21 protein-coding genes are annotated in these 23,613 nt (G+C 66.2%); 10 read left to right on the top strand and 11 right to left on the bottom strand.

The window, feature by feature from the left end; genetic code table 11:
• Positions 1 to 158 precede the first annotated feature (158 nt).
• The 3 genes from NLR35_RS08140 (at position 159) to NLR35_RS08130 (ending at position 4,183) form a co-directional block, all read left to right on the top strand.
• Positions 159 to 371 (top strand): hypothetical protein, encoded by a 213-nt coding sequence (locus tag NLR35_RS08140; RefSeq protein WP_257166024.1) that lies wholly within the window; start codon positions 159 to 161, stop codon positions 369 to 371.
• 1,030 nt (positions 372 to 1,401) lie between these two features.
• Positions 1,402 to 3,567, top strand: coding sequence for an anthranilate synthase component I (locus NLR35_RS08135; protein ID WP_257166023.1), 2,166 nt, complete (start codon positions 1,402 to 1,404; stop codon positions 3,565 to 3,567).
• Positions 3,568 to 3,643: 76 nt separating this feature from the next.
• Entirely contained in the window at positions 3,644 to 4,183 is a 540-nt protein-coding gene (locus NLR35_RS08130) for an adenine phosphoribosyltransferase (protein WP_035646710.1), read from the top strand.
• 60 nt (positions 4,184 to 4,243) lie between these two features.
• On the opposite strand, the gene NLR35_RS08125 is transcribed toward NLR35_RS08130, so the two are convergent.
• The 9 genes from NLR35_RS08125 to NLR35_RS08085 form a co-directional block, all read right to left on the bottom strand.
• Entirely contained in the window at positions 4,244 to 4,912 is a 669-nt protein-coding gene (locus NLR35_RS08125) for a hypothetical protein (protein WP_257166022.1), read from the bottom strand.
• A gap of 56 nt (positions 4,913 to 4,968) precedes the next feature.
• Entirely contained in the window at positions 4,969 to 5,730 is a 762-nt protein-coding gene (locus NLR35_RS08120; protein WP_257166021.1) for a hypothetical protein, read from the bottom strand.
• A gap of 264 nt (positions 5,731 to 5,994) precedes the next feature.
• Positions 5,995 to 7,209 (bottom strand): M48 family metallopeptidase, encoded by a 1,215-nt coding sequence (locus NLR35_RS08115; RefSeq protein ID WP_257166020.1) that lies wholly within the window; start codon positions 7,207 to 7,209, stop codon positions 5,995 to 5,997.
• A 33-nt stretch (positions 7,210 to 7,242) separates the two neighbouring features.
• Positions 7,243 to 7,803 carry a LemA family protein gene (locus tag NLR35_RS08110; protein ID WP_257166160.1) on the bottom strand — a complete coding sequence of 187 codons (561 nt, stop codon included), beginning with the start codon at positions 7,801 to 7,803 and terminating at the stop codon, positions 7,243 to 7,245.
• 174 nt (positions 7,804 to 7,977) lie between these two features.
• Positions 7,978 to 8,373 carry a hypothetical protein gene (locus tag NLR35_RS08105; RefSeq protein ID WP_257166159.1) on the bottom strand — a complete coding sequence of 132 codons (396 nt, stop codon included), beginning with the start codon at positions 8,371 to 8,373 and terminating at the stop codon, positions 7,978 to 7,980.
• A gap of 177 nt (positions 8,374 to 8,550) precedes the next feature.
• Positions 8,551 to 9,540 carry a small ribosomal subunit Rsm22 family protein gene (locus tag NLR35_RS08100; protein ID WP_257166019.1) on the bottom strand — a complete coding sequence of 330 codons (990 nt, stop codon included), beginning with the start codon at positions 9,538 to 9,540 and terminating at the stop codon, positions 8,551 to 8,553.
• A 62-nt stretch (positions 9,541 to 9,602) separates the two neighbouring features.
• The gene (gene smc / locus NLR35_RS08095; RefSeq protein ID WP_257166018.1) at positions 9,603 to 13,067 is read right to left on the bottom strand and encodes a chromosome segregation protein SMC; all 3,465 of its coding nucleotides are present in this window, start codon (positions 13,065 to 13,067) and stop codon (positions 9,603 to 9,605) included.
• Between the two features lie 243 nt (positions 13,068 to 13,310).
• The gene (locus NLR35_RS08090) at positions 13,311 to 13,982 is read right to left on the bottom strand and encodes a DsbA family protein (RefSeq protein WP_257166017.1); all 672 of its coding nucleotides are present in this window, start codon (positions 13,980 to 13,982) and stop codon (positions 13,311 to 13,313) included.
• Between the two features lie 118 nt (positions 13,983 to 14,100).
• On the bottom strand, positions 14,101 to 14,580 hold the full coding sequence (locus tag NLR35_RS08085; protein WP_257166016.1) for a DUF721 domain-containing protein: 480 nt from the start codon (positions 14,578 to 14,580) through the stop codon (positions 14,101 to 14,103).
• Between the two features lie 108 nt (positions 14,581 to 14,688).
• On the opposite strand from NLR35_RS08085, the gene mutY reads away from it, so the two are divergent.
• The gene (gene mutY / locus NLR35_RS08080; RefSeq protein WP_257166015.1) at positions 14,689 to 15,792 is read left to right on the top strand and encodes an A/G-specific adenine glycosylase; all 1,104 of its coding nucleotides are present in this window, start codon (positions 14,689 to 14,691) and stop codon (positions 15,790 to 15,792) included.
• A 396-nt stretch (positions 15,793 to 16,188) separates the two neighbouring features.
• Here the strand turns inward: mutY and NLR35_RS08075 are convergent, their stop codons facing one another.
• On the bottom strand, positions 16,189 to 16,458 hold the full coding sequence (locus tag NLR35_RS08075; RefSeq protein ID WP_257166158.1) for a DUF2798 domain-containing protein: 270 nt from the start codon (positions 16,456 to 16,458) through the stop codon (positions 16,189 to 16,191).
• A gap of 214 nt (positions 16,459 to 16,672) precedes the next feature.
• Positions 16,673 to 17,605 carry a LysR family transcriptional regulator gene (locus tag NLR35_RS08070; RefSeq protein ID WP_257166157.1) on the bottom strand — a complete coding sequence of 311 codons (933 nt, stop codon included), beginning with the start codon at positions 17,603 to 17,605 and terminating at the stop codon, positions 16,673 to 16,675.
• 93 nt (positions 17,606 to 17,698) lie between these two features.
• Between NLR35_RS08070 and NLR35_RS08065 the strand changes: the two genes are divergently transcribed.
• From NLR35_RS08065 to NLR35_RS08040, 6 genes are all read left to right on the top strand, one after another.
• Positions 17,699 to 18,124 (top strand): nuclear transport factor 2 family protein, encoded by a 426-nt coding sequence (locus tag NLR35_RS08065; protein WP_257166014.1) that lies wholly within the window; start codon positions 17,699 to 17,701, stop codon positions 18,122 to 18,124.
• Between the two features lie 35 nt (positions 18,125 to 18,159).
• The gene (locus NLR35_RS08060) at positions 18,160 to 18,582 is read left to right on the top strand and encodes a nuclear transport factor 2 family protein (RefSeq protein WP_257166013.1); all 423 of its coding nucleotides are present in this window, start codon (positions 18,160 to 18,162) and stop codon (positions 18,580 to 18,582) included.
• A 1,171-nt stretch (positions 18,583 to 19,753) separates the two neighbouring features.
• Entirely contained in the window at positions 19,754 to 20,749 is a 996-nt protein-coding gene (locus NLR35_RS08055) for an MBL fold metallo-hydrolase (protein ID WP_374940795.1), read from the top strand.
• A gap of 158 nt (positions 20,750 to 20,907) precedes the next feature.
• A complete protein-coding gene (locus NLR35_RS08050) occupies positions 20,908 to 22,446 on the top strand; it encodes a PQQ-binding-like beta-propeller repeat protein (protein WP_257166012.1) in 1,539 nt (512 codons plus the stop codon).
• A gap of 14 nt (positions 22,447 to 22,460) precedes the next feature.
• The gene (locus NLR35_RS08045) at positions 22,461 to 22,841 is read left to right on the top strand and encodes a cytochrome c family protein (RefSeq protein WP_257166011.1); all 381 of its coding nucleotides are present in this window, start codon (positions 22,461 to 22,463) and stop codon (positions 22,839 to 22,841) included.
• Positions 22,842 to 22,915: 74 nt separating this feature from the next.
• Positions 22,916 to 23,533, top strand: coding sequence for a glutathione S-transferase family protein (locus NLR35_RS08040; RefSeq protein WP_257166010.1), 618 nt, complete (start codon positions 22,916 to 22,918; stop codon positions 23,531 to 23,533).
• Positions 23,534 to 23,613 lie beyond the last annotated feature (80 nt).

Genomic DNA, 23,613 nt, shown 5'->3' with positions numbered 1-23,613 from the left:
CGATCGGGAGCCTTTTTCGTTGCTGCAGTCTGCCGATCACATCTATGCGGCGGTTGTTTGTGAGCGGTCGAGAGCCGGCTGACGTACGGGCCGCGTCGATGATATGATTGTTGACCTCGGCAACGGCGTCCAGGTCCTGCCTCATGGTTTCGCGCGATATGAACGACATCAACGATCAGCCAATCAGCTTCACCGACAAATCCTCCGGTGATGACGCCTTGCTGGGAATTCGGGTTGTTGGCGACAGTGTGGGACTGACGCTGTCTTTGAGAGCAAGCGGCGATGTCGAGGTGTTCATGGGAGCTGACGAGATCGGTCGTGTGATCGAACGGCTCCAGGCAGCGCGTGCTGCGATTCATCCCACGACTTAGCCTGATCTTGCGAGAACGAATTCCTGAGCCGTTTCAAGCTGATTTGGCCTGTCCAGTCCTTCGGTCAAAAATATAGTTATTTCTTTTTATCAGAATTTATGCTTTGGTGCGCGCATCTCACCCCGGCACGAGGGGCGTATCGCGATCGTCACGACACGCGGGGTGGAGATGCGGTGGGCGCGTCACGTCGCAGCATGGCTATGGTCGTGCGGACGAACGGCGGGCGCGCACGGCGAAGTCGTATGGTCCTGGCCTCCCGACGCTGAGGCCACGCCGGTGGTGATGATGATCCGCCGGTCACGGGGGCAAGACAGCCGGTCCCCGGGGAGAGTGCGTATAAGCCGTCAAACCATCGCGCAGGGAAGGCCGGTCGTCCGGCTGACCTGTGGTGACTGCCGCCTGCTTTTTTGCTGCAGGCGGGCCACGGGCATCAGCCGATGCCCGGCCTTCCCTGCGCCCTCGACTTGGAGGAGGGCGGATTTGAAGATCAGGACTCGGGCCGATCGTGTCGCGAGAATGCTTTTCCATGTGTGGTGGTCATCCCGTTCCGCGATCTCGCCTTCGGCTCGCCGCTGGCAGTTATTGCGCCCTCGCCCCTTGCGGGAGAGGGCATGTCGGACAGAGCGGCAAACGCGGTTGGGTGAGGGGTATGTTTCCATGAGTCGAGCTCGCGGAGAGAGACCCCTCACCCAACCGAGCACGTGGATCCGCCGCACATGCCCTCTCCCGCAAGGGGCGAGGGCGCTGTATTGGGCAGCGAGGTCGCGGAGAGGCCGGTGATCCGATGACGCATGCCACCCCCACCTGTGCCCCCGCCGCCCTTGACCCCGGCCGCCGCCCGTGGTCAGTTCCGCGCCATGAGCACCGTCGTCCGCCCAGCCCGTCTCTGGTGGCGCACCTTGTAAAAGGTGGCCGGTGCGATTCATTTGACATTCGATCGCAGAGGGGCCGCCACGCAGCGGCGGCTTCCGGTTGGTCCTGTGTGGCGTTTCCTCGGCAAATTCCGTAAGAGGACGCCCGAGAGGACCCCATGAACAGGACCGTTTTCACCCTTCCGGCCCGCAGCGACTACCGCACCTCCAGCGGGCTCGCGATCACGCGCGCCGTCGAGCAGTTTTCCGGCGGCGCCAGCCGGCTCGACGATCTGATCGACCTGCTCGATCGCCGCCGCGGCGTGGTGCTGTCCTCGGGCACGACCGTGCCCGGCCGCTACGAGAGCTTCGACCTCGGCTTCGCCGACCCGCCGCTGGTGCTGGAGACCAAGGGCACCGATTTCACCCTGCAGGCGCTGAACAAGCGCGGCGAGGTGCTGATCGCGTTCCTGAAGGACACGCTGCGCGAGCCCTGCGTGGTCATCACCGCGGCCTCGCCGGCGCGGCTCGCCGGCCACATCGTTCGCGGTCCGGCGCCGGTCGAGGAGGACCAGCGCACGCGGCGCGCCAGCGTGATGTCGCTGGTGCGGGCGATGATCGCGTCGCTCTCGGCCAATGACGACCCGCTGCTCGGCCTGTTCGGCGCCTTCGCCTACGACCTCGTGTTCCAGATCGAAGACCTCGAGCAAAAGCGGCCGCGCGAGAAGGACCAGCGCGACATCGTGCTCTATGTCCCGGATCGGCTGCTGGCCTATGATCGCGCCACCGGCCGCGGCGTGGTGCTGTCCTACGATTTTTCCTGGAACGGCCAGTCGACCTCAGGCTTGCCGCGCGACACCGACGCCAGCGTCTATCTCAAGGAGCCGCGCCAGGGTTTTGCCGACCACGCGCCCGGCGAGTACCAGGCCACGGTCGAGAAGGCGCGCGCGGCGTTTGCCCGCGGCGACCTGTTCGAGGCGGTGCCCGGCCAGCTGTTCGCTGAGCCCTGCGAGCGCTCGCCGGCCGAAGTGTTCCAGCGGCTCTGCCGCATCAACCCGTCGCCCTATGGCGCGTTGATGAATCTCGGCGACGGCGAGTTTCTCGTTTCGGCTTCGCCCGAGATGTTCGTGCGCTCCGACGGCCGCCGCGTCGAGACCTGTCCGATCTCCGGCACCATCGCGCGCGGCCGCGACGCCATCGGCGACGCCGAGCAGATCCGCCAGCTCCTGAACTCGGAGAAGGACGAGTTCGAGCTCAACATGTGCACCGACGTCGATCGCAACGACAAGGCGCGCATCTGCGTGCCCGGCACCATCAAGGTGCTGGCGCGCCGGCAGATCGAGACCTACTCGAAACTGTTCCACACCGTCGACCACGTCGAGGGCATGCTGCGGCCGGGCTTCGATGCGCTCGATGCGTTTTTGACCCATGCCTGGGCCGTCACCGTGACCGGCGCGCCAAAACTGTGGGCGATGCAGTTCGTCGAGGACAATGAGCGCTCGCCGCGGCGCTGGTACGCCGGCGCGATCGGCGCGGTGAATTTCGACGGCTCGATCAACACGGGTCTCACCATCCGCACCATCCGCATGAAGGACGGGCTCGCCGAAGTCCGCGTCGGCGCGACCTGTCTGTTCGATTCCGATCCCGCGGCCGAGGACAGGGAGTGCCAGGTCAAGGCGGCTGCGCTATTCCAGGCGCTGCGCGGCGACCCGCCGAAGCCGCTGTCCTCGATCGCGCCGGACGCCACCGGCTCGGGCAAGAACGTGCTGCTGATCGATCACGACGATTCGTTCGTGCACATGCTGGCCGACTATTTCCGCCAGGTCGGCGCCAACGTCACCGTGGTGCGTTACATCCATGCACTGAAGATGCTGGCCGAGCGCAGCTGGGACCTGATCGTGTTGTCGCCGGGGCCGGGCCGTCCGGAGGACTTCAAGATCTCCACGACGATCGACGCGGCGCTCGCAAAGAAGCTGCCGATCTTCGGCGTGTGCCTCGGCGTGCAGGCGATGGGCGAGTATTTCGGCGGCCAGCTCGGCCAGCTCGCGCAGCCTGCGCACGGCCGGCCGTCGCGGGTCCAGGTGCGCGGCGGACGGCTGATGCAGGGATTGCCGAACGAGATCGTCATCGGCCGCTATCACTCGCTCTACGTCGAGCGCGACAGCATGCCCGAGGTCCTGACCGTCACGGCGGCGACCGAGGACGGCGTGGCGATGGCGATCGAGCACAAGACGCTGCCGGTCGGCGGCGTTCAGTTCCACCCGGAATCGCTGATGTCGCTCGGCGATGCCGTCGGCCTGAGGATCGTGGAGAATGCGTTCCGGCTCAATCAGCCGGGGAGTTGATCACTGCCGTCATGGCGAGGCGCGCCAGCGGCGAGGCCTCGCGATGACGACGAGCAACAGAGTGGATGAGAGCACGATGACGTTCGATCTGGACATCAAGAACACGGTCCGCACGATTCCGGACTACCCCAAGCCCGGCATCCTGTTCCGGGACATCACGACCTTGTTGGCGGACGCGCGCGCGTTTCGCCGCGCGGTCGACGAGCTGGTGCATCCCTGGGCCGGCTCGAAGATGGACAAGGTCGCGGGCATCGAGGCGCGCGGCTTCATCCTCGGCGGCGCGGTCGCGCATCAGCTCTCGGCCGGCTTCGTGCCGATCCGGAAAAAAGGCAAGCTGCCGCACAAGACGGTCAGCATGTCCTATGCGCTGGAATACGGCACCGACGAGATGGAGATGCATGTTGACGCGGTGCAGCCCGGCGAGCGGGTGATCCTGGTCGACGACCTCATCGCCACCGGCGGCACGGCCGAGGGCGCGGTGAAGCTGCTGCGCCAGATCGGCGCCACCGTGGTGGCCGCCTGCTTCATCATCGACCTGCCGGATCTCGGCGGCGCCGCCAAGCTGCGCGCGCTCGACGTGCCCGTGCGCACGCTGATCTCGTTCGAGGGGCACTAGAGCATGATCCGGAAAAGTGGAAGCCGGTTTTCCGAAAAGATCATGCTCTAGAGCCGCGCGTCAGGAGCGCTGCATCACCAGCTCCAGCTCGATCTCGCGGAACGCATAATAGTTGCGCCGGATCCATTGATAGAGCTCGGTGGAGGAATCGCGCTCCTGGCGCAGATAGCCGGTGAAGGAGAACGAGTAGCGCTCGATATAGGTCTTCAGGAACGCGGGCAGGGCTGCGATCTTGAGATGCCTGCTGCGGCTGTAGAGCTGGGGCAATTCCTCGCGCAGCACGTGGTCGTTCTCGACCACGATCAGCTGGTTCTTCGGGATCTGCCGGCGCAGGGCGTCATAGCAACGCATCGAGACGCGGTCGCCCTCCGCGCAATACAGCACGATCGGGACCACGTTCCGCCGCGCCGCCTCCTTCAAAAAGCCGATCTGTTCGGACATTTTGAAGAACTCGTCGAACGAGTAGTAGCCGAGGTCGATCACCTTGGGGACGCCGTCGTTGAGGATGACGCGATCCATCAGCTGGATCTTGCCGTAGGTGTCCTCGATCGTCGCGGTTTCCGTGATCTGCGGCAGGAAGTCGAGCAGCGACGGCTCGCGCAGGGTGACGTCGAAGGCGAGCACCTGGCCGTTCTGGAGCAGCAGGAACTCGCTCAAGACCCGCGCAAGCAGCGTCTTCCCGGACTGCGGCCGGGGCGAGCAGACGATGTAGACGGGCGTCGCGGGCATCCGACCTATATCAGGTCAAACGCGCTTGCGATAAAGCCCCATCATTCACGGAGCCGCTATTTTTCCCCGGCCGGCCGCGGCGCCGCCGGCTTGTTCGAGCCGACGATGTCGGTCAGCTTGATGCGGTCGTACTCGCTCCAGACGTTGGCGAGCCAATGCCGGACATAGCCGCGCAGCACGAAGGAGTAGTTGGCGGCCTCGTCGCGCGGGCCCTTGTTGGCGACGAATTTGAGGAACGGCACCGAGGCGACCTCGACCTGCTCGAACGCCATCTCGTTCAGCTTCGGGATGGTCAGCTCGGTCGCATCCTTGATGCGGTGGAAGTAGGAATTGTAGGTCGACTGGTCCCACTCGAAGAAGCTGGTGTTGTTGATGAAGTTCTTCACCAGGAAATATTTCGCGCCGATCATGTAGCTCGCCGTCTCGGCGATCTCGTCCAGCGAGGCGATCGAGGAGCCCAGGATGTGGAACACCGCGAAGGTGATCTGGCCGGAGCGGGCGGCGTCGAGGAAGCCGATGTCGCGGAGCGCGGCCAGGGTCGGGGACATCAGGCCGGCGCGGACGTCGATCACGGTCACCGAGGGGGCGACGGCGCTCAAGGTGTCGAAGATCTTCATCTGGTCCGGCGTCGAGTTCATGTCGACGATCTCGGTGATCTCCGGGTGGAAGCGCTTCAGGGTGCCGCGCGGATGCTCGGTGTCGAACGCCCGGGTGGGGACGTTGTTGGCGCTGAAATAATCGAGCAACGTCCGCGACACCGTGGTCTTGCCGACCCCGCCCTTGTCCGCGCCCACCACAACCACTGCCGGTTTCGCCATGGAAAGTCCTTCAGCCCTGAGGCCGGCCAGATGGCCGGCGCATTGCATTCTGCTTTGGGCGCGAACATGGCAGAAACGCTGGAGAATTCAAATTCATTGCAGCACGGGACAGGGGAAATTTGCGCGTTTGCTGCAACAGACCTGAGCAATCGGAGGCATTCCGGCCGAAACGTTCGCGTCGGCGCGGACACACTTGCAAGAGAGTGGCAGGACGGTTGCCCGTCGTACGGGATTGGCGCTCCCATCCCGCGGCGAAGGCGAGGTCTAGTGCCGGCCCCAGGGACCAGTCGCGGGGGTGGTCCACGGTCCCTCGGGAGCGGACGGTCCTTGGCCGGCTGCTTGGCCGGCTGGCGCGGCCTGCCCATCGACGTGGCCCCAAGGATCGTTGGACGGCAGGGGCGGCGGGGCATCGCTGTCGGTCGCTTGGGCGCTGGTGTCGTCCGGCGGTGCCTCGTCCGTGGGCAGCGCCAGCGGGCCGGGATCATGGCCGCCGGCGAACTTGATCAAGGCCTGGACGCGCGCATCGACCGAGGGATGAGTGGCGAACAGGTCGGCGAAGCCCTCGCGGGGATTGTCGACGCACAATTCCATCACCGCAGAGGTGGCGCCGGGCAGCTCGCCGCGGCCCTCGATCTTGCGCAGCGCGCTGATCATAGCGTCCGGGTTCTTGGTCAGCTCGACCGCGCCGGCATCGGCGAGGAATTCGCGGGTCCGCGACAGCGCCAGCTTGACGACCTGCGACATCAGCCAGGCCACCACGATCAGCACCACGGCGATGAGCACCACGACGATGGCGCCGCCGCCGGAGCCCTTGCGGTCGGAATCGGAGGACGACGACGACGAGGAGGACGAACGGCCCCAGCCGCCACCCCAGCTCATATTGGTGAACAGGCGGAAGAACAATTCGCCGAAGAAGCCGACCACGCCGGCGATGATGACGGCCACCACCATCAGCTGGACGTCGCCGTTCCGGATATGGGTCAGCTCGTGACCCAGCACCGCCTCGATCTCCTGGTCGTCGAGTGCAGCCAGCAGGCCGGTGGTGACCGTGACCGAATATTGCCGCGGGTTCAGGCCGGTGGCGAACGCGTTCAGCGCCGGGCTGTCCATGATCTTCAGCTGCGGCATCGTGATGCCGCGGGAGATGCAAAGATTCTCGAGCAGATTGTACAGCCTGGGCTGCTCCTGGCGGGTCACCGCGGCGCCGCCGGTCACGGCGTCGATCATCTTCTGGTGGAAGAAATAGGCGATGACGATCCAGGCCGCCGCTCCGATCGTGGCCCAGGGCAGCGCCTTGATCAGGTCGCGGGTGGCCGCGTTCATGTAATAGGCGACGCTGCCATTGCCGTTGATCATCACCTCCGCGATCAGCGCGCCGGCGAACACCAGCACGTAGATCAGCAGGAACAGGCCGCCGAGCAGCAGCATCGAACGGGTCTTGTTCGATGCGATGTGGGTGTACAGACCGTAGGCGGCCATGGTGTCGGGCCCTTCAGCGGGGAGGGCGCGGGCTCAGAACTTGACGCTCGGGGCCGCCTCGACCTCGGCGCGGCTGGTGCCGAGATCGAAGAATTCCTTGTGGGTGAACCCCAGCGCGCCCGCGAACAGGACGGCCGGCAATTGCTGGATGCCGGTATTGTACTCCTGCACCGCATTGTTGAAGAAGCGGCGGCTGGCCGCGATCTTGTTCTCGATGTCGGAGAGCTCGCCGGCGAGCTGCTGGAAATTGGCGTTGGCCTTGAGGTCCGGATAGGCCTCCGAGAGGGCGATCAGGCGGCCGAGCGCACCCGACAACTGGCCCTCGGCGGCGGAGACCTGGGCGGGTCCCTGGGCCGAAATGGCCGCATTTCGCGCCTTGATGACCTCGTCCAGGGTGCCGCGCTCATGCGCTGCGTAGCCCTTCACGGTCTCGACGAGGTTCGGAATCAAATCGTGGCGCAGCTTCAGCTGGACGTCGATGTCGGCAAAGGCCTGGCCGACGCGCTGGCTGAGGGCCACCAGCCGGTTGTAGGCGGTGATGGCGACCAGCACGATGACGATGATGAGGCCGAGGACGATCCAGCCGAACATGATGGGCTCCGAGGGAGAGGGCAGGACAAGGCGGCCGAAGCACGGCGACGCCGCCGGTCCTGGGGTGGACCGGCGTGCATTGGTCGCGGCAGGGCGGGTGTCCGTTCAAGCGGCGCCGGCCCAAGCGCCTCGTTCGGCTGCCGTCCCGGCGTGCGGCCGGATGTCAGCTATTTCGGCTCAATAGGGGCGGGCGACCCGCCATTTCTGGTCGGGATCGTTGCCCTTGATGTCGCCGGGCGCCGTATCGAGCTGGGAGGTGTAGAGCGGGCGGTAGCGATAGGCCCACATCTTCTTGCCGTCGCTGCGGGTGATGACGGTGAAATCGCCGGTGGCGACCGCGTTGTCCGGCGCTGGCAGCGGCGGCCGCTTCTCGGCGCAGGCGCCGTCGCAAGTCGATTGACGACCGGTATTGTCACGTTCTGTATAGTACAGCGTCATGCCCTTCGGGTCCGTCAGCACCGGGCCGTTCTTGCCGATGACGGCCTTGGCCGGGGGACCTTCCTGTTTCGGGGGCGGCGGTGCCGACGACTCGCCGCCGTGCCCTCCGGCGAAGGCCGTTCCTGCCGAAGCCATCAGAATTGCAGCGATCGTCATCGTCCTGAACATCGATACGCGTTCCCTTGTGAGCAGCGCCTTCAGCGCCCGTTGCAGCTCACCGTAGCAAACGCGGGTTTTTCTCGGGTTTCGCGAAGTCGACAAAATGAGAGACAAGGACGACCCGATGTTAACCATGCCGGGCCGCATGGGTATCTATGGACGCGGCGGCAGCTCCACGCCGTCGCCCCAATCCCAGCGCCGCGCGGCGGCGAAAGCCTCTTTGTTGCGGCGGGGGATGCTGACGGTTCTGACCGCGCCATCAGCCTCGCAAAGCTTGGCCGTGACGCCGATCTTGGTCACCGCCGTCGGCGCCAGGACGCGCGCCTCCGGGCGATGCGGGGCGGGCTGGCGGGTGAGGGCGATGAAGCTGAACTTCTCATCTTCGAACGGCACATCCGCGCCCTTGAGTTCGCGATGCGCCCGCGACCGGGCCAGCCGCTGAACGAAGTGGCACCAGTCCGGGGCGATCAGCGGACAGGCCGCGGCGTGCGGGCAGGGCGCGGCGACGTGAGCGCCGGCGGCGATGAGCTGGTCGCGCGCGGCGACGATGCGTTGGTAGCCGGCCGGCGTGCCCGGCTCGACGATCAGCAGCGTCTGGCTCGTTTTCGTCCACAGCGCAGCGACGATCGCGGAACGCTCGGTCTCCGTCAGTTCGCCGATCATGTAGCTGGCGATGACGAGGTCGGCGCTCTCAGCGCGATCAAGCAGTGCACGCGCTTGGCCGAGCGCGTAGGCAAGATCGTGCATCCGTGTCGTATCGTCAGCAAGCGCCAGAGCCAGCGTGCGCAACGCCGGATTGGCATCGATGGCGTGGAACGAGGCCAGCGACGAGAAGGCTTCTGCTGCAGCGAAGCTCGCGGTGGCTGGCCCTGCGCCGACGTCGAGCAGGGAGATCGGCGCGAACTCCGGGCTTGCCTGCATCAGGGCGTTCAGGCTCGCTGCCACCGCGGCGTAAGTCGCCGGCATCCGCACCGCGGCGTAGGCGATGGCGTCGGCTTCGCTGGTGATGGTCCCGGAATTGCCGCCGCTGCGATAGGCCGCCGAGATGCGCCCGGCGCGGGCCGCCGCGTCCTGCCGCGACTGGCCGTGCAGCCTGGCTTCGAGCGCGGCCTTGAGCGCGGCGGGAAGATCAGGAGAGATCATGGTTCTCTCCAGCAATCAGTCCGGGCGCCGCGCGAGCGGCGGTCCGGAATGAGGAAGCACGATCACGCCACCTGCTGGTCGAGGATCTTCACGGCCTCGTCGAGCGCGACCGAGACGAGCTGCGACACGCCGCGCTCGGCCATGGTGACGCCGAACAGCCGGTTCATGCGCGCCATGGTGATCGGGTTGTGGGTGATGATGATGAAGCGGGTCTCGGTCGAGCCCTTCATCTCGTGCAGCAAATTGCAGAAGCGTTCGACGTTGTGGTCGTCGAGCGGCGCGTCGACCTCGTCCAGCACGCAGATCGGCGAGGGGTTGGTGAGGAACACCGCGAAGATCAGCGCCATCGCCGTCAGCGCCTGCTCGCCGCCCGACAGCAGCGACAGCGTCTGCGGCTTCTTGCCCGGCGGCTTGGCGATGATCTCGAGGCCGGCCTCGAGCGGATCGTCGCTCTCGATCAGGTGCAATGCGGCCTCGCCGCCGCCGAACAGCTCGGTGAACAGCCGCTTGAAGTGGTCGTTAACGGTTTCGAACGACGACTGCAGGCGCTCGCGCGCCTCCTTGTTGAGGCTCTGGATGCCCTGGCGCAGCCGCTTGATGGCCTCGACGAGGTCGTCGCGTTCGGTGGTCAGCGCGGTGTGCGAGCCTTCGACCTCGGTGAGCTCCTCCTCGGCGCGGAGATTGACGGCGCCCAGCCGCTCGCGATCCCTCCGCAACTTCTCCAGGCTGTCCTCGATCTCGTGCAGCGGCGGCAGCTGGGTGTCGGGGCCGATCTCGGCCATCGCGGCGACCGCATTCGGCTCACATTCGAGCATGTCGTGGATCTCGCGCTCGACATCGGCGACGCGGCGCTTGGCGCTCTCCAGCCGCTCTTCCGCGCGGGCGGCCGCTTCGCGCGACTTCGACAGCGCTTCGAGCGAGGCCTTGGCGGCGCGGTCGGTGTCGCCCATCGCGGTCTCGGCTTCGGCGAGCGCGTCAGCGGCGACCTGGCGCTCCTCCTCGGCGATGGCGAGCTCGTCGATCAGCGCGCTGCGCTTCTCGGCGAAGATCTCCGGCGCATTGTCGAGCTCGGCGCGCTCGTCCCGGACCTCGGCGATGCGCGCCTCGATGGTGGCGATCTGTGAGCCGGCGCCGCGGATGCGGTTGAACCAGTCGTTGCGCTCGTTGATGATCGCCTGCACGCGGCGATCGGCGAGCTCGGCCTCGCGGGCCAGCGCCTGGGCCTCGGCACGAACCTGGGCTGCGGCACGGCGCTTGGTTTCGATCTCGGCGCGCACGGCAGCGAGACGGCCGTCGGCTTCGGTGGTCGCCGGCAACTCCTCGATCGCCTCCAGCGCATTCTGGTGCAGCTCGGCGATCTCAGCGCGGTCATGGGCGAGGCGGGTGGACGCCTCGACCAGCGCGGACTTGCGCGCCGAATGGCGGTTGATCTCGCGCTCGGCATTGGCGTGGCGCTCGCGCGCGGCGTTGACCTCACGCTGCGTGGCGCGCCAGGCTTCGCGCGCGGCGCTCTCGGCCGCGGTCGCAGCCTTCACCTCGGCCTCGGCGCTTTCCAGCGTTTGACGCTTGTTGGCGGCGTCGATGCGCGCCTGCTCCAGCTCGGCCTCGATGTCGATCAGGCGGGCGCGCTCGGCGAGGCGGCGGGCCGCGCCGGTCGGCGCATGCGCAGCGGCGATGAAGCCGTCCCAGCGCCAAACGTCGCCTTCCGGCGACACCAGCCGCTGGCCGGTGCGCAGCTGCGACACCAGCTGGGCGCCGCGATCCCTGGACACCACGCCGATCTGGGCGAGGCGGCGCGACAGCTCCGGCGGCGCCTGCACATAGGCCGCGAGCGGTTCGACGCCATCAGGCAGCGCGGGGTCGGTGACCTCGGCGCCGGCGACGGTCCAGTGCATCGGCGCGGACGCATCGACCGGGGCATCGAGATCGTCGCCGAGCACGGCGCCGAGCGCCTTCTCATAGCCCTTCGCAACGGTGACGCCGTCGATGATCGGCGGCCACAGATTCTTGGTCTCGCTGTTGACCATCTTGGAGATGGTGCGCGCCTCGGTCTCCAGTCGCTGCGCGCGCTTCTCGGCTTCGGCCAGCGGCGCGCGCGAGGCTTCGAGCTTCTGCCGGGCATGGGCCTGCGCGGCCTCGTTGGTCTGCACCGCGGCCTCGGCCTGCGCCTCGGCCTCTTCTGCCGATTCGAGTGCGGCGGCGAGCGTATCGAGATCGCCGAGATGCGCGGTCTCCTGTGCCAGCCGCTCCTCGTCGCCGCGGACATTGGCGATGTCCTGGTCGAGGCGCGCCAGACGCTCGCGATGGCTGCGGACGTTCGCTTCCAGCTGGTTGCGGCGCGCGGTGAGGTCGGCGAGCTGCGTCGTCAGCTCGGTGAACTGGCGCTCCGTTTCAAGAAGCAGCGCCTCTGCTTCGGCGACGCGCTCGTCGACGCCGCTGCGCATCTCGACGCGCGCCTTGATTTCTTCCTTCAGCTCCGCGTCTTCGGTCTCGAGACGTTGCAGCGCGACCTGCGCATCCTGATTCTGCTGCTGCTCGCGGCCGACGTCGGCGGTGAGCTGCATCAAGCGGCGGTCGAGCTCGCCGGCGCGCTCCTTGGCGCGCACCTCTTCGCGGTCGAGCAGGTCGCGGGCATTCTTCAACCGCTGCATCGTCGCCGCCGCACGGGCCTCGGCCTCGCGCAGCGCCGGCAGATGCGCGGAGCGGATCGCCTGGATGCGGGCCGATTCGGCCTGCTCGCGCGTCCGCTCGGCCATCTCGCGCACGCTGACGTCGTGCGTATGCGCGGCGTCATTGAGGTCGGCATGCGCGCCCATCCAGCGCAGATGATAGAGCGTGGCTTCCGCCTTGCGCACTTTGGCCGCGACCTCGCGATAGCGGATCGCCTGGCGCGCCTGCTTGCGCAGGCCTTCCATCTGGCCGGAGAGCTGGCCGATGACGTCCTCGACGCGCAACAGATTCGTCTCGGCCGCCTTCAGCCGCAGCTCGGCCTCGTGGCGGCGCGCATGCAGGCCGGCGACGCCGGCGGCGTCTTCCAGCACGCGGCGGCGCTGCTCAGGTTTTGCTTGAATGATCTCGCCGATCTTGCCCTGGTGGACCAGCGCCGGCGAGCGTGCGCCGGTGGCGGCGTCGGCGAACAGGATCTGCACGTCGCGGGCGCGCACGTCGCGGCCGTTGATGCGGTAGACCGAGCCGGCCTCGCGCTCGATGCGGCGCGAGATTTCGAGGATGTCGCGGTCGTTCACGGCGGCCGGCGCGGTGCGGTCGCTGTTGTCGATCGTCATCACCACTTCGGCGTGGTTACGCGACGGACGCGTGTTGGAGCCGGAGAAGATCACCGCGTCCATGTCGGCGGCGCGCAGCGATTTGTGCGAGGTCTCGCCCATCGCCCAGCGCAGCGCTTCGACCAGATTCGACTTGCCGCAGCCGTTCGGACCGACGACGCCGGTGAGGCCGGGTTCGATCACGAAGTCAGTCGGTTCGACGAACGTCTTGAAACCGTGAAGACGAAGACGCGTGAGTTTCATGCACAGATTCTCTGTTGGCGGGAAACGAATCTCACAGCCCCGACAATACCATGGATGGCAAAGTCAAAGTAACTTGAGTCGCCGTTGCGCCCCATTCCGAGGGCGGGACAATGGCGACGGCGGTCCTCAAGGGCAACCCGCCAGCCCTGCTTTTCCAAGGCTTTCTCGACGCAATCGGGCCCCGAAACAGAAGCGGCCCCACGAAGGGGCCGCACTGTGTCTCGCAGGACTCACTGATTCGGATCAGCTCTTCAGAAGCGGGTTGATGCGCTTCTGAAACTCCTCGATCGAGGATTCGCCTTTGATCTTCTCGCCATTGATGAAGAAGGTCGGCGTCGAATCCACCTTGAGAACGTCGCTTGCGTATTTCTGGTCGGCGGCGATCTTGTCGAGCAGCGCCTGGTCCTTCAGGCAGGCTTCGACCTGCTGCTGGCTGAGGCCGGCCTGCTTGCCGATCCGCGTCAGGGTCTCGGTGGTGTTCTTGACCACCCAGTCGTTCTGCGAACGGAACAGCATGTCGGTGACGGCAAAATACTTCTGCGCGTCGTCCTTGGCGATGCAGCGCGTCAGCATCGAGCCGGCGGCGGCCTTGATGTCGAGCGGGAACTCGCGGAAGATGTAGCGGATCTTGCCGGTATCGATGTATTCGGCCTTCAGCTTCGGGAACACGGTGGCGTTGAACGCCGCGCAATGCGGGCAGGTCATCGAGGCGTATTCGACGATCGTGACGGCGGCATCCGCGGGACCGATGCCCATGTCCGGCAGCGACTGCGGCTTGGCGACGTCGGCGGCGCTCTGCGCCATGGCCTCCGGGATCAAGGCGTCCGAGATCAGCCGCAGCGGCGAGAAGCCGGCCAGCGCGGCGAGGCCGGTCAGCGACAGGGCAGCGGTGAAGGCGCGGCGGGTGATGATCAAGGCTCTGCTCCAAAATGGGCGCCTCAGGCGCCTGAAACGCTCATAACTCGGCTTTTCGCTAGCTTGAAACCCTGTCCGAGGCAATGCCGGGGCGCAAAAGGGGATCGAAGCGAAAGCGTCAATTTCGCTTGATGGCGGCGCCCAGCCGGGCCAGCGCATCGCGCAGCGCGTCGTCCTCGATCGCGGTCAGGGTCGAGGCCACCTTCGCCACCGTCTTCGGGTCGGGCGGCGCCGGGCGGCGCTTCACCGGCGGCCGGGTCAGCGGCCCCTGGCGCAGCGCCAGCTTACCGACCGCATGCCAGCCGAAGAAGCGGTTGACCCGCTCCAGGATGACATCCGACGAATGCTGGATCTCCAGCGCCATTGGCCCCTCGACGCGCAGGATCAACGTCGCCGGCTCCTGCGGTTGGCCCTCGACCGGTCGCGGCCATTGCATCTTCAGCGGCTGGGCATGCTCGGCGAGCTCGCGCCCGGCGATCTCCGGCCAGCGCGTCACCAGCTCGCGCGCGGCAAATCCCTGCTTGGCATAGGCAGCCGTCAGCACGTCGCCCATCATCAGCGAGAGAGGCTTTGCGGTGAGGCGGCCGGGCTTTGCCATGATGAACGGGGGTCTCGTGGTGCGGTCGTCAATCCGGCTCGAAGAAAGCCGTGGACGAGATCGCTGTTCCGCGGGCGACGATGGCTCCTGACGTACTAGATTAAGCCAATGGTGTCATCAGCCCTTCCTTCCAAGCGCAAGAACCAACAGCGGATTGATCCAACCGCCCAGCGCCCGGCGCAACTGCTCGCCTGGTACGACCGCCACCGCCGGCGGCTGCCGTGGCGGGCGCCGGCCGGGCAGCGCTCGGACCCGTACCGGGTGTGGCTGTCCGAGATCATGCTGCAGCAGACCACGGTGAAGGCGGTCGGTCCGTATTTCGAAAAATTCCTGGCGCGCTGGCCGGATGTCTCGGCGCTCGGCAGCGCCGAGCTCGACGACGTGCTGCGGATGTGGGCCGGCCTCGGCTATTACTCGCGGGCGCGCAACCTGCACGCCTGCGCCGTCACCGTGCTGCGCGAGCATGGCGGCGCCTTCCCGGACACCGAGGAGGGCTTGCGCGCGCTGCCCGGCATCGGCCCATACACCGCGGCCGCGATCGCGGCGATCGCGTTCGATCGCCAGACCATGCCGGTCGACGGCAACATCGAGCGCGTGACGAGCCGGCTGTTCAGGATTGAGGAAGCTCTGCCGCAAGCCAAGCCGCAGATCCAGGCGCTGGCCGCCACTTTGCTCGGCCCCTCGCGCGCCGGTGATAGCGCCCAGGCCCTGATGGACCTCGGCGCCACCATCTGCACGCCGAAGAAGCCGGCGTGCTCGCTGTGTCCGCTCAACGAGGATTGCGCCGCGCGCGAGTGCGGCGACCAGGAGACGTTCCCGCGCAAGGCAGCGAAGAAGACCGGTGTGCTCCGGCGAGGGGCCGCGTTCGTTGTGGTCCGAGGCGACGAACTGCTGGTGCGCTCGCGCCCCGCGAAGGGCCTGCTCGGCGGCATGACCGAGGTCCCCGGCTCGGAGTGGTTGGCTGGCCAAGCCGACGCCGATGCGCTCGCGCAGGCCCCGGAGCTGGCTGGCGTGAAACGCTGGCACCGCAAGCTCGGCGTCGTCACCCACGTTTTCACCCATTTCCCGCTGGAGCTGGTGGTCTACACCGCGAAAGTGCCGGCCCGCACCCGCGCGCCGGACGGCATGCGCTGGGTCCCGATCGCCACGCTCGACGGCGAGGCGTTGCCGAATGTGATGCGCAAGGTCGTCGCGCATGGGCTGGGGGAGTGAGGGCGCGCTAAGTGCGTAGTTTGTAGTCCGTAGGGTAGGCAAAGGCGCGCCCCGAAAGACGTTTGGTCCAGACGATATTTCCCCCGCGCCGTGCCCACCATCTGTCAGCGAGTCAGTCGCGAGACGGTGGGCGCGCCGCCGCGTTCGGCGACTGCTTTGCCCACCCTACGGTCGCGACAACCATCGCCGTCGTCCCGGCCTTGAGCCGGGACCCATACCCCCAGGGAGCGGTTTGAGGCACGCTGGTCATGGGCATTTTGCCTATTACGACAGCCGCGGCGTATGGATCCCGGATCGGCGCAGCGCCGCGCTGTCGCGCGTCGCAGCTTGTCCGGGACGACGGCGGAGGGTGAGGCGGACACCGGGGCCGCATGTCAGTCGCCCCGCCACCCTCGCTTAGTTCGGCCTGGGCGTCTCCACCACGAGCGCCACGATCCGCCGCACCAGCGGCAGCACCGCGAGCAGGGTGGGGAACGCGACGACCCAGGAGATGGCCCACGCCGCCGGCCAAGTCGCGATGAACGCTGGCGTCGGCCCGAGACTCTTCAGCGTGGCGATGGCGGACACGACGAACGTCATCAGCACCGAGAGCGTCAGCGGCATGATGACGGCCGCATAGCGCGCCGGCAGTTTCCTGCGCGAGCGCGGTTCAGCAGGTTGTTTCATAATGTCATTTCTGGAATTCGATCGGTCGATCACGGGCAACGCGTCCTGCATTCCTCCGGATCGAGCCGATCCGTTGAATGCGTTGCCTGACGTGAGACGCTTACGGTGCGCATGAGCGCAGCAACGACTTGATAGCGCGACGACAGGCAGGACGCCAGCCAAAAGTTCGCGCGCTTTGGAATCCGTACCAGCGATGTCCGTCGGTACGGATCGCTCATCTCCGATTCGTCGCGCGGCTTGCCGCGCCGCCAAGCTCGCGGCCCGTTTCCAGCATCAGCGTCCGCAGCCAAATGGAGCCCGGCTCGACCTGCGCCCTGGTCGGATAAAAAATGTATTGTTCGTCGATTCCGGGATCGATCGGCGGTCTGACCGTCGATAGCGACAGGGCGCGCGCCAACGCCGCGATCAGGCGGCGCGGCACGAAGGCGACGAGATCAGTGCGTGCGGCGACATGCAGCGCCTCGATGTAGCTCGGCACGACCAGCGCAATCCGCCGTTCCCAGCCTTTGCTGCGCAGCCAGTTGTCGATCAGGTCTTCGCCCTGGCCGCGCAGCACCACAGCGACATGCCTCGCGGCCAGGAAGTCGTCGCTCCGGCTCAGCCGCTTGCCGATCGGATGATTTCGCCGCACCGCCAGGGCATCGCTGTCGGTGTAGAGCAACTGGCGGTGAAAGCCTTTGAAGGCGTTGCCGATCGAGATAACCATGTCGATGGTCCGCGCGAACTCGGCGTGGAAGATCGCGGGTCCTCGCCACGGCACGACGTCGATACGGATGTTGGGCGCGGCGCGCGTCACCTTGGCCATGAACGCGGGCATCAGCAGCTCCACCGCGAGATCCGGCATCATCAGGCGGAACTGGCGCTCGCTGCTGACGGCGTCGAAGACGTCCGGCGTGAACAGGCCGCGCACCTGATCGAGCGCCTGCGCCAGCGGAGCCTGCAGCGCGCGGGCGCGCGGTGTCAGCTCCATCCGCGCGCCCGTCCGCACCAGCAGCGGATCGCCGAGCAGGTCGCGCAACCGCTGCAGCGCGTGGCTGGCGGCCGGCTGGGACAGCCCGATCCGCAGCGCCGCCCGGCTGACGCTGCTCTCGCGGAGCAGCGCGTCGAGCGCGACCAGCAGATTGAGATCGAGCGCGGCCAAATTCATCGGACGAATTGATATCATATCCGATATCGATTGGAAGAATGCGCTGCCGCGCGGCATGCTTCCCCCGTCGCCATGGAAATCGGGAGAGATGTCATGACCGCCACCGCCAACAAGCAATTGATGCAGGACCTGCTTGCGAAAGCCGCCGGCGGCGATCGCACGGCCTATGTCGCGGCCATCGCCGACGACGTCACGATGGTGGTCACGGGGCAATATTCGTGGTCGCCGACGATCAGGGGCAAGGCCGCGCTGCTGCACGACTTCTATGGTCACCTCGCCGGCCTGCTGGCGGATGGACGCCGCACCATTCCGCTGCGCTTCATCGCGGAGGACGACCTGGTCGTGGTCGAGGCCAAGGGCGACATGCGCACCCGGGCCGGTGATCCCTACAACAATGACTACTGCCTGATCTTTCGGCTCAACGAAGGGCGCATTGTCGAAATCCGCGAGTATTGCGATTCGGCGCTGACGGAGACGGTGCTGGGATCATTTCCTGCCACGCTGAAGCAGTCCCGCTGATGCGACGAACGACAAACTCAACGAATGAGGTACCGATGAGCACCGCAGAAGCAGCGCAACAGAGCAACAAGCAGATCGTGCAGTATGTGTTCGACGAACTCGCAAACAGCAATCCGCAACCGCTGCTCGCGCAGCTTGCGGACGATTTTCGCTTCGTCATCATGGGGACCGGATCGTGGTCGCGTAGCTATGACGGCAAGGCAACGGTTCTCGCCGAGTTGTTCGCGCCGCTGCGGGCGCGGCTCGGCCGGATCACCACCATCCCGATCCGACTGACGGCCGAGGATGACCGTGTCGTGGTCGAGGCGCGTGGCCGCAACACGACGAACGACGGAGCGGCCTACAACAACACTTACTGCAACGTCCTTCGCCTGCAGAACGGTCGCATCGTGGAATGGATCGAATATTGCGACACACTGTTGATCGAAATCGCACTCGGTCCGCCGCCGCGGACGTGAGCGCGCGGACCTTAGCGGTCGTCCGAGAGTGTATTCCGGTTTTCAGAATTTCTCTTGACTCCCACCCCAAATCAGGTGTCTTATCCGCCCCGTTCCGTCCCGGCAGGAGGGGCGTACGCGTCGTCACGACACGCGGGGCGGGATGCGGTGGCTGCGACGGTGTCGTTGGACGAACGGCGTCGACCGGTCTCGTGCAGGGCTGCGGCGGCTTGCCGTCGTGGCGCGGTGTGGGGTCTTTCGCGGACGTTGAAATCGTGTGGTCCTGGCATCCCGATGCTGATGCCAAGCGGGCGGTGATGATGATCCGCTCGCGACGGGGGCAAGACAGCCGGTCCCCGGGGAGATCACGTATAAGACGGAAACCCATCGCGCAGGGAATGCCGGATGATCCGGCTGGACCTGTGGTGACTGCCGCCTGCTTTCTTTGTTGCAGGCGGGCCATGGGTTGCGGCCAGCACCCGGCATTCCCTGCGCCCTCCACTTTATCGAGGGTCGTTCTCGGCAACAGCTCGGGCGCTTCGCGTCGCGAGACGGCGAGGTCATGTCTGTCGCGCCATTGTCATCGATCGGCAGGAACAATGTTTCTCCAGGGCAGGGACGTGCGTGGCTCGCGGAGCCGAGATCCGATCGGTGCGGCCGGACCCTGTGTCCCGTCGTCTGTGACGATTGTTCTGCAAGCAGCCGCCGACGCTGCGTCAAGCTTCGCGACTGCAGCGCTGAATCCTTTCGCTTGGCTCGTCTTTTACGTTGCGAGTGCATTGCGGATGTAGATAATCTTAGATTGTGTTTGATGCTCGCGCGCTTTGAGCGCGTACACGTATTTCGAGCTGTCGACCCTCACCCTGAGGAGCCCGCCGGAGGCGGGCGTCTCGAAGGGCGAGGCCGACGCTGGGGCTTCATGGTTCGAGACGGCGCTACGCGCCTCCTCACCATGAGGGTCTAGCGGCGGAGTGGCCGCTGCACACGAGACAAGGAACACGCTGTCAGCGTGTTCCTTGGGAGGGGTGAGCGCGGAAACCTGGGCGTCACATGACCATGAGCGGCGTGCACATCGCGCGGCATGCTCAGCGAGAAAGGGAAAGCGTCGGCGCCTTGTTGAAGGGACAACATCATGATCGGCAGCTCGGACCAACGCGAGCGAGGAAACACGATCGGTTTGGGGAGGCAAGACATGACAGAGATGACTGGATTTTCGCGTCGTTCAATGCTCGGCCTTGGCGCTGCGGCCGGACTCTATGGTCTCTCCGGGATCACGGGTCCCGTCCTGGCCAAGGGCCCGTTCCTGAATACGCAGGCGCCGACCTTCTTCCGCTTCAAGCTCGGCTCGGCCGAGGCCACCATCATCTCCGACGGCGTGCTGCCGCTCGGTGACCCCCATGCCGCGTTCCTCGGCATCTCTCCGGGCGATCTCGATTCCATGCTGACGAGCAACTTCCTGCCCACAGGCGCTGCGACGCTGGAGCAGAACATCCTGGTGCTCAACACCGGCGACAAGATCATCATCTTCGATAACGGCATGGGCGTCTCGAAACTGTTCGGCGACACCACCGGCAAGATGCTGATGACCCTGAAGCAGGCCGGCATCGAGGCCAAAGATGTCGATGCTTTGGTGATGACGCATGCGCATATCGATCATTGCGGCGGCGTCATCGGGCCGGACGGCAAGCCGAGCTTCCCCAATGCCGAGCTGTTCATCTCCGAGGCCGACTTCACCTTCTGGACCGACGAGGCCAAGGTCGGGCCGAACTACAAGGCGTTCTACGAGCAGGCGGTGCGCAATCTGATGCCGGTGAAGGACCGAATCACCTTCTTCAAGGACGGCCAGGAGTTCCTGCCGGGCGTGCAGGCGATGTTCACGCCGGGCCATACGGTCGGACACACGATCTTCCTGATCCAGTCGGGCAAGGACCAGCTCTGCTACATCGGCGACATCTCGCATCACCCGGTGCTCCTGATCGAGAAGCCGCTGATCGAGTTCGCCTATGACACCGACCCGAAGCAGGCGGCCAAGACCCGCGTTCGCGTGCTCGACATGCTCGCTGCCAACCGGACGCGGATTCTCGGCTATCACTTCCCGTGGCCGGGCATCGGGCACATCGGCAAGGCCGGCGACGGCTTCCGCTATTTCCCGACGGCGGTGCACACGATGGATGTGGCGCCGATCTGACCTCTCTCAAACACGTCCTTCAATCTGGTGATCGCGATGGGCTGCGCCCCCGCGCCTTGCGGGCGCTCGCGCGAGCGGGGCGCCTGTCGCCGACAACAATGCTGCCAAGCAGGAGGTGCAAGGTGCGTGTGGGTACGAAGTCTCGGAACCGTGGTCCGTTGCCCGTCGCCGCTCTGGCCGGATTGGGCCTGCTCGCGCACGCCACGCTCGCTCAGGCCGGATCGGGCGTCGACTGGCCGGCCTACAACAACGACTACATGGGGCAGCGCTATCAGCGGCTGAAGCAGATCAACACCAAGAACGTGGGCGAGCTGAAGGAGATCTGCCGGGTCCAGCTGCAGGAGGGCGGCCCGTTCCAGACCGGCCCCGTCGTGATCGACGGCGTGATGTATCTGACGACCGCGCGGTTGACGTTCGCGCTCGATGCCGCCACCTGCAAGGAGAAGTGGCGGCACACTTACGAGTCCGCGCGCGAGGATGTCTGGCCGGTCAATCGCGGCGTCGCGGTCATCAATGGCCGTGTCATCCGCGGCACGCCGGACGGCCATCTGCTCGCGCTCGATGCGCAGAGCGGCGCGCTGATCTGGCAGAACATGGTCGGCGATTCCATGCTCGGCGAATTCCTGTCGGGCGCGCCGGTCGGCTGGAACGGGCTCGTCTTCACCGCCACCGCCGGCTCGGACTGGGGCGTGCGCGGCCGCGTCATGGCGTTCGACGTGCTGACGGGGCGAGAGGTCTGGCGCTTCGACACCATCCCGACCGGAGACCAGCCGGGCGCGGAGACCTGGCAGAACAAGAAGTCGGCGCTGACCGGCGGTGGCGGCTCGTGGTCGACGCTGTCGCTCGACATCACCACCGGCGAGCTGTTCGTGCCGGTCGGCAATCCCGCGCCCGACATGTTCCCGGAATATCGGCCGGGCGACAATCTCTATACGGACTCGCTGGTGGTGCTGGATGCGCGCACCGGCGCGCTGAAATGGTATCATCAGGTCAAGGCCAATGACGGCATCGACCATGATCTCGGCGCCGCGCCCACCTTGTTCCGCTCGCCCGAGATCCAGGACATCGTCGCATTCGGCGGCAAGGACGGCTTCGTCACTGCGATCGACCGCGCCACGCGCAAGCCGATCTATCGCGTGCCGGTGACGACGATCGACAATGTGACGGCGCGGCCGACCGAAGCCGGCGTGCACGTCTGTCCCGGCCTGCTCGGCGGCGTCGAATGGAACGGCGGCAGCTACGATCCGGTCAACGGCTCCTTGTATTTCGGCGCGGTCGACTGGTGCGGCACCTTCAAGAAGGGCGACGCCAAATATGTCGCGGGCGAGTTCTTCTTCGGCGGCGAGCCGACGCTCGATCCGCCGGACAAGGCGGCCGGGTGGGTGACCAGCCTGAATGCGGTCAGCGGCGAGGTGAAATGGCAATACAAGGCCGCCAAGCCGGTGGTCAGCGGCATCACGGCGACATCGGGCGGTCTCGTCCTCGGCGGCGACACCGGCGGCAATTTCTTCGCGCTCGACAGCCAGACCGGCAAGCCGCTGTACACGCTGGCCACCCAGGGCATGATCGCCGGCGGCGTCGTCACCTACCAGGCCGGCGGCAGGCAATATGTCGCGCTGACCTCCGGCAACGTCTCCCGCATCACCTTCGGCGAGCTCGGCAATCCGACGCTGATCATCCTGGGATTGCCGAATTGACAGCGACCGCAACTATGCCCCCGACTGTTTACGCGCTTGCTGCGCTCGGCGCTGCGATGATCATGAGCGATGTCCGGCCCGCGCGGGCGGCCTCCGACCTCGGCGAGGCGCAGTTCAAGAAATCCTGCGCGATGTGCCATTCGCTCGAGCCGGGTCGCAACAAGCTCGGGCCGTCGCTATCAGGCGTGCTCGACCGCAAGGCCGGCACGGTGCCTGGATTCAACTACTCCTCCGCCAACAAGAGCTCCGGCCTGGTCTGGACCCGCGAGACGCTGGACACCTATCTCACAGACCCGCAGAGGATGGTGCCGGGCACGCTGATGGTGTTTCCCGGCATCAAGAATGCCGGCGACCGTCAGGCGCTGGTCGAGTTCCTCGCCGGCCAGCATGAATGACAGGGGCGCACGGGCAGGGGTGGACGGCCCGAACCGGCGCCGCTACGGTCCGGCATCATCTGTCAGGGGTCACCATGCTCAAGCTCTATGTCGCGCCAGGCACCTGTGCGCTCGCCTCCCACATCGCGCTTGCCGAAACCGGCGCGGCCTACGCGATCGAGAAGCTCAGCTTCAAGACCAACCAGCAGAACAGCCCGGGCTATCTCGCGATCAACCCCAAGGGCCGCGTGCCGGCGCTGGTGACGGAGCAGGGCATCCTGACCGAGACGCCGGCGATGCTCGCCTATATCGCGCAACGCTTCCCGGAGGCGCATCTCGCGCCGCTCGACGACATCTTCGCCTTTGCGCAAGTGCAGTCCTTCACCAGCTATCTCTGCTCGACGGTCCACATCGCCCACGCGCACAAGATGCGCGGCTATCGCTGGGCGACCGACGAATCCTCCTTCGCCGACATGAAGAAGAAGGTGCCGGAGACGATGGGCGCCTGCTTCGCGCTGATCGAAGAGAAGATGCTGCACGGCCCGTGGGTGATGGGCGAGCAGTACACGATCTGCGATCCCTATCTGTTCACGATCGCGCAATGGCTGGAAGGCGACGGCGTCGACATCAACGCCTTCCCGAAGGTCGCCGACCATTTCAAGCGCATGGCGGAGCGGCCGGCGGTGAAGCGGGCGCTTGCCGAGTTGGCCTGAGGGAGGGAGAAGAACCGGCTGGGCACTATCGCGCGAGAAAAAAGCGCGCTGGAGAGGGAACTGCCCCATTCCAGCGACGT

This window comes from Bradyrhizobium sp. SRS-191, from assembly GCF_024586915.1.
In the GTDB taxonomy this organism is placed as follows: Bacteria; Pseudomonadota; Alphaproteobacteria; order Rhizobiales; family Xanthobacteraceae; genus Bradyrhizobium.
This window is presented reverse-complemented; position numbering and strand designations above follow the sequence as displayed.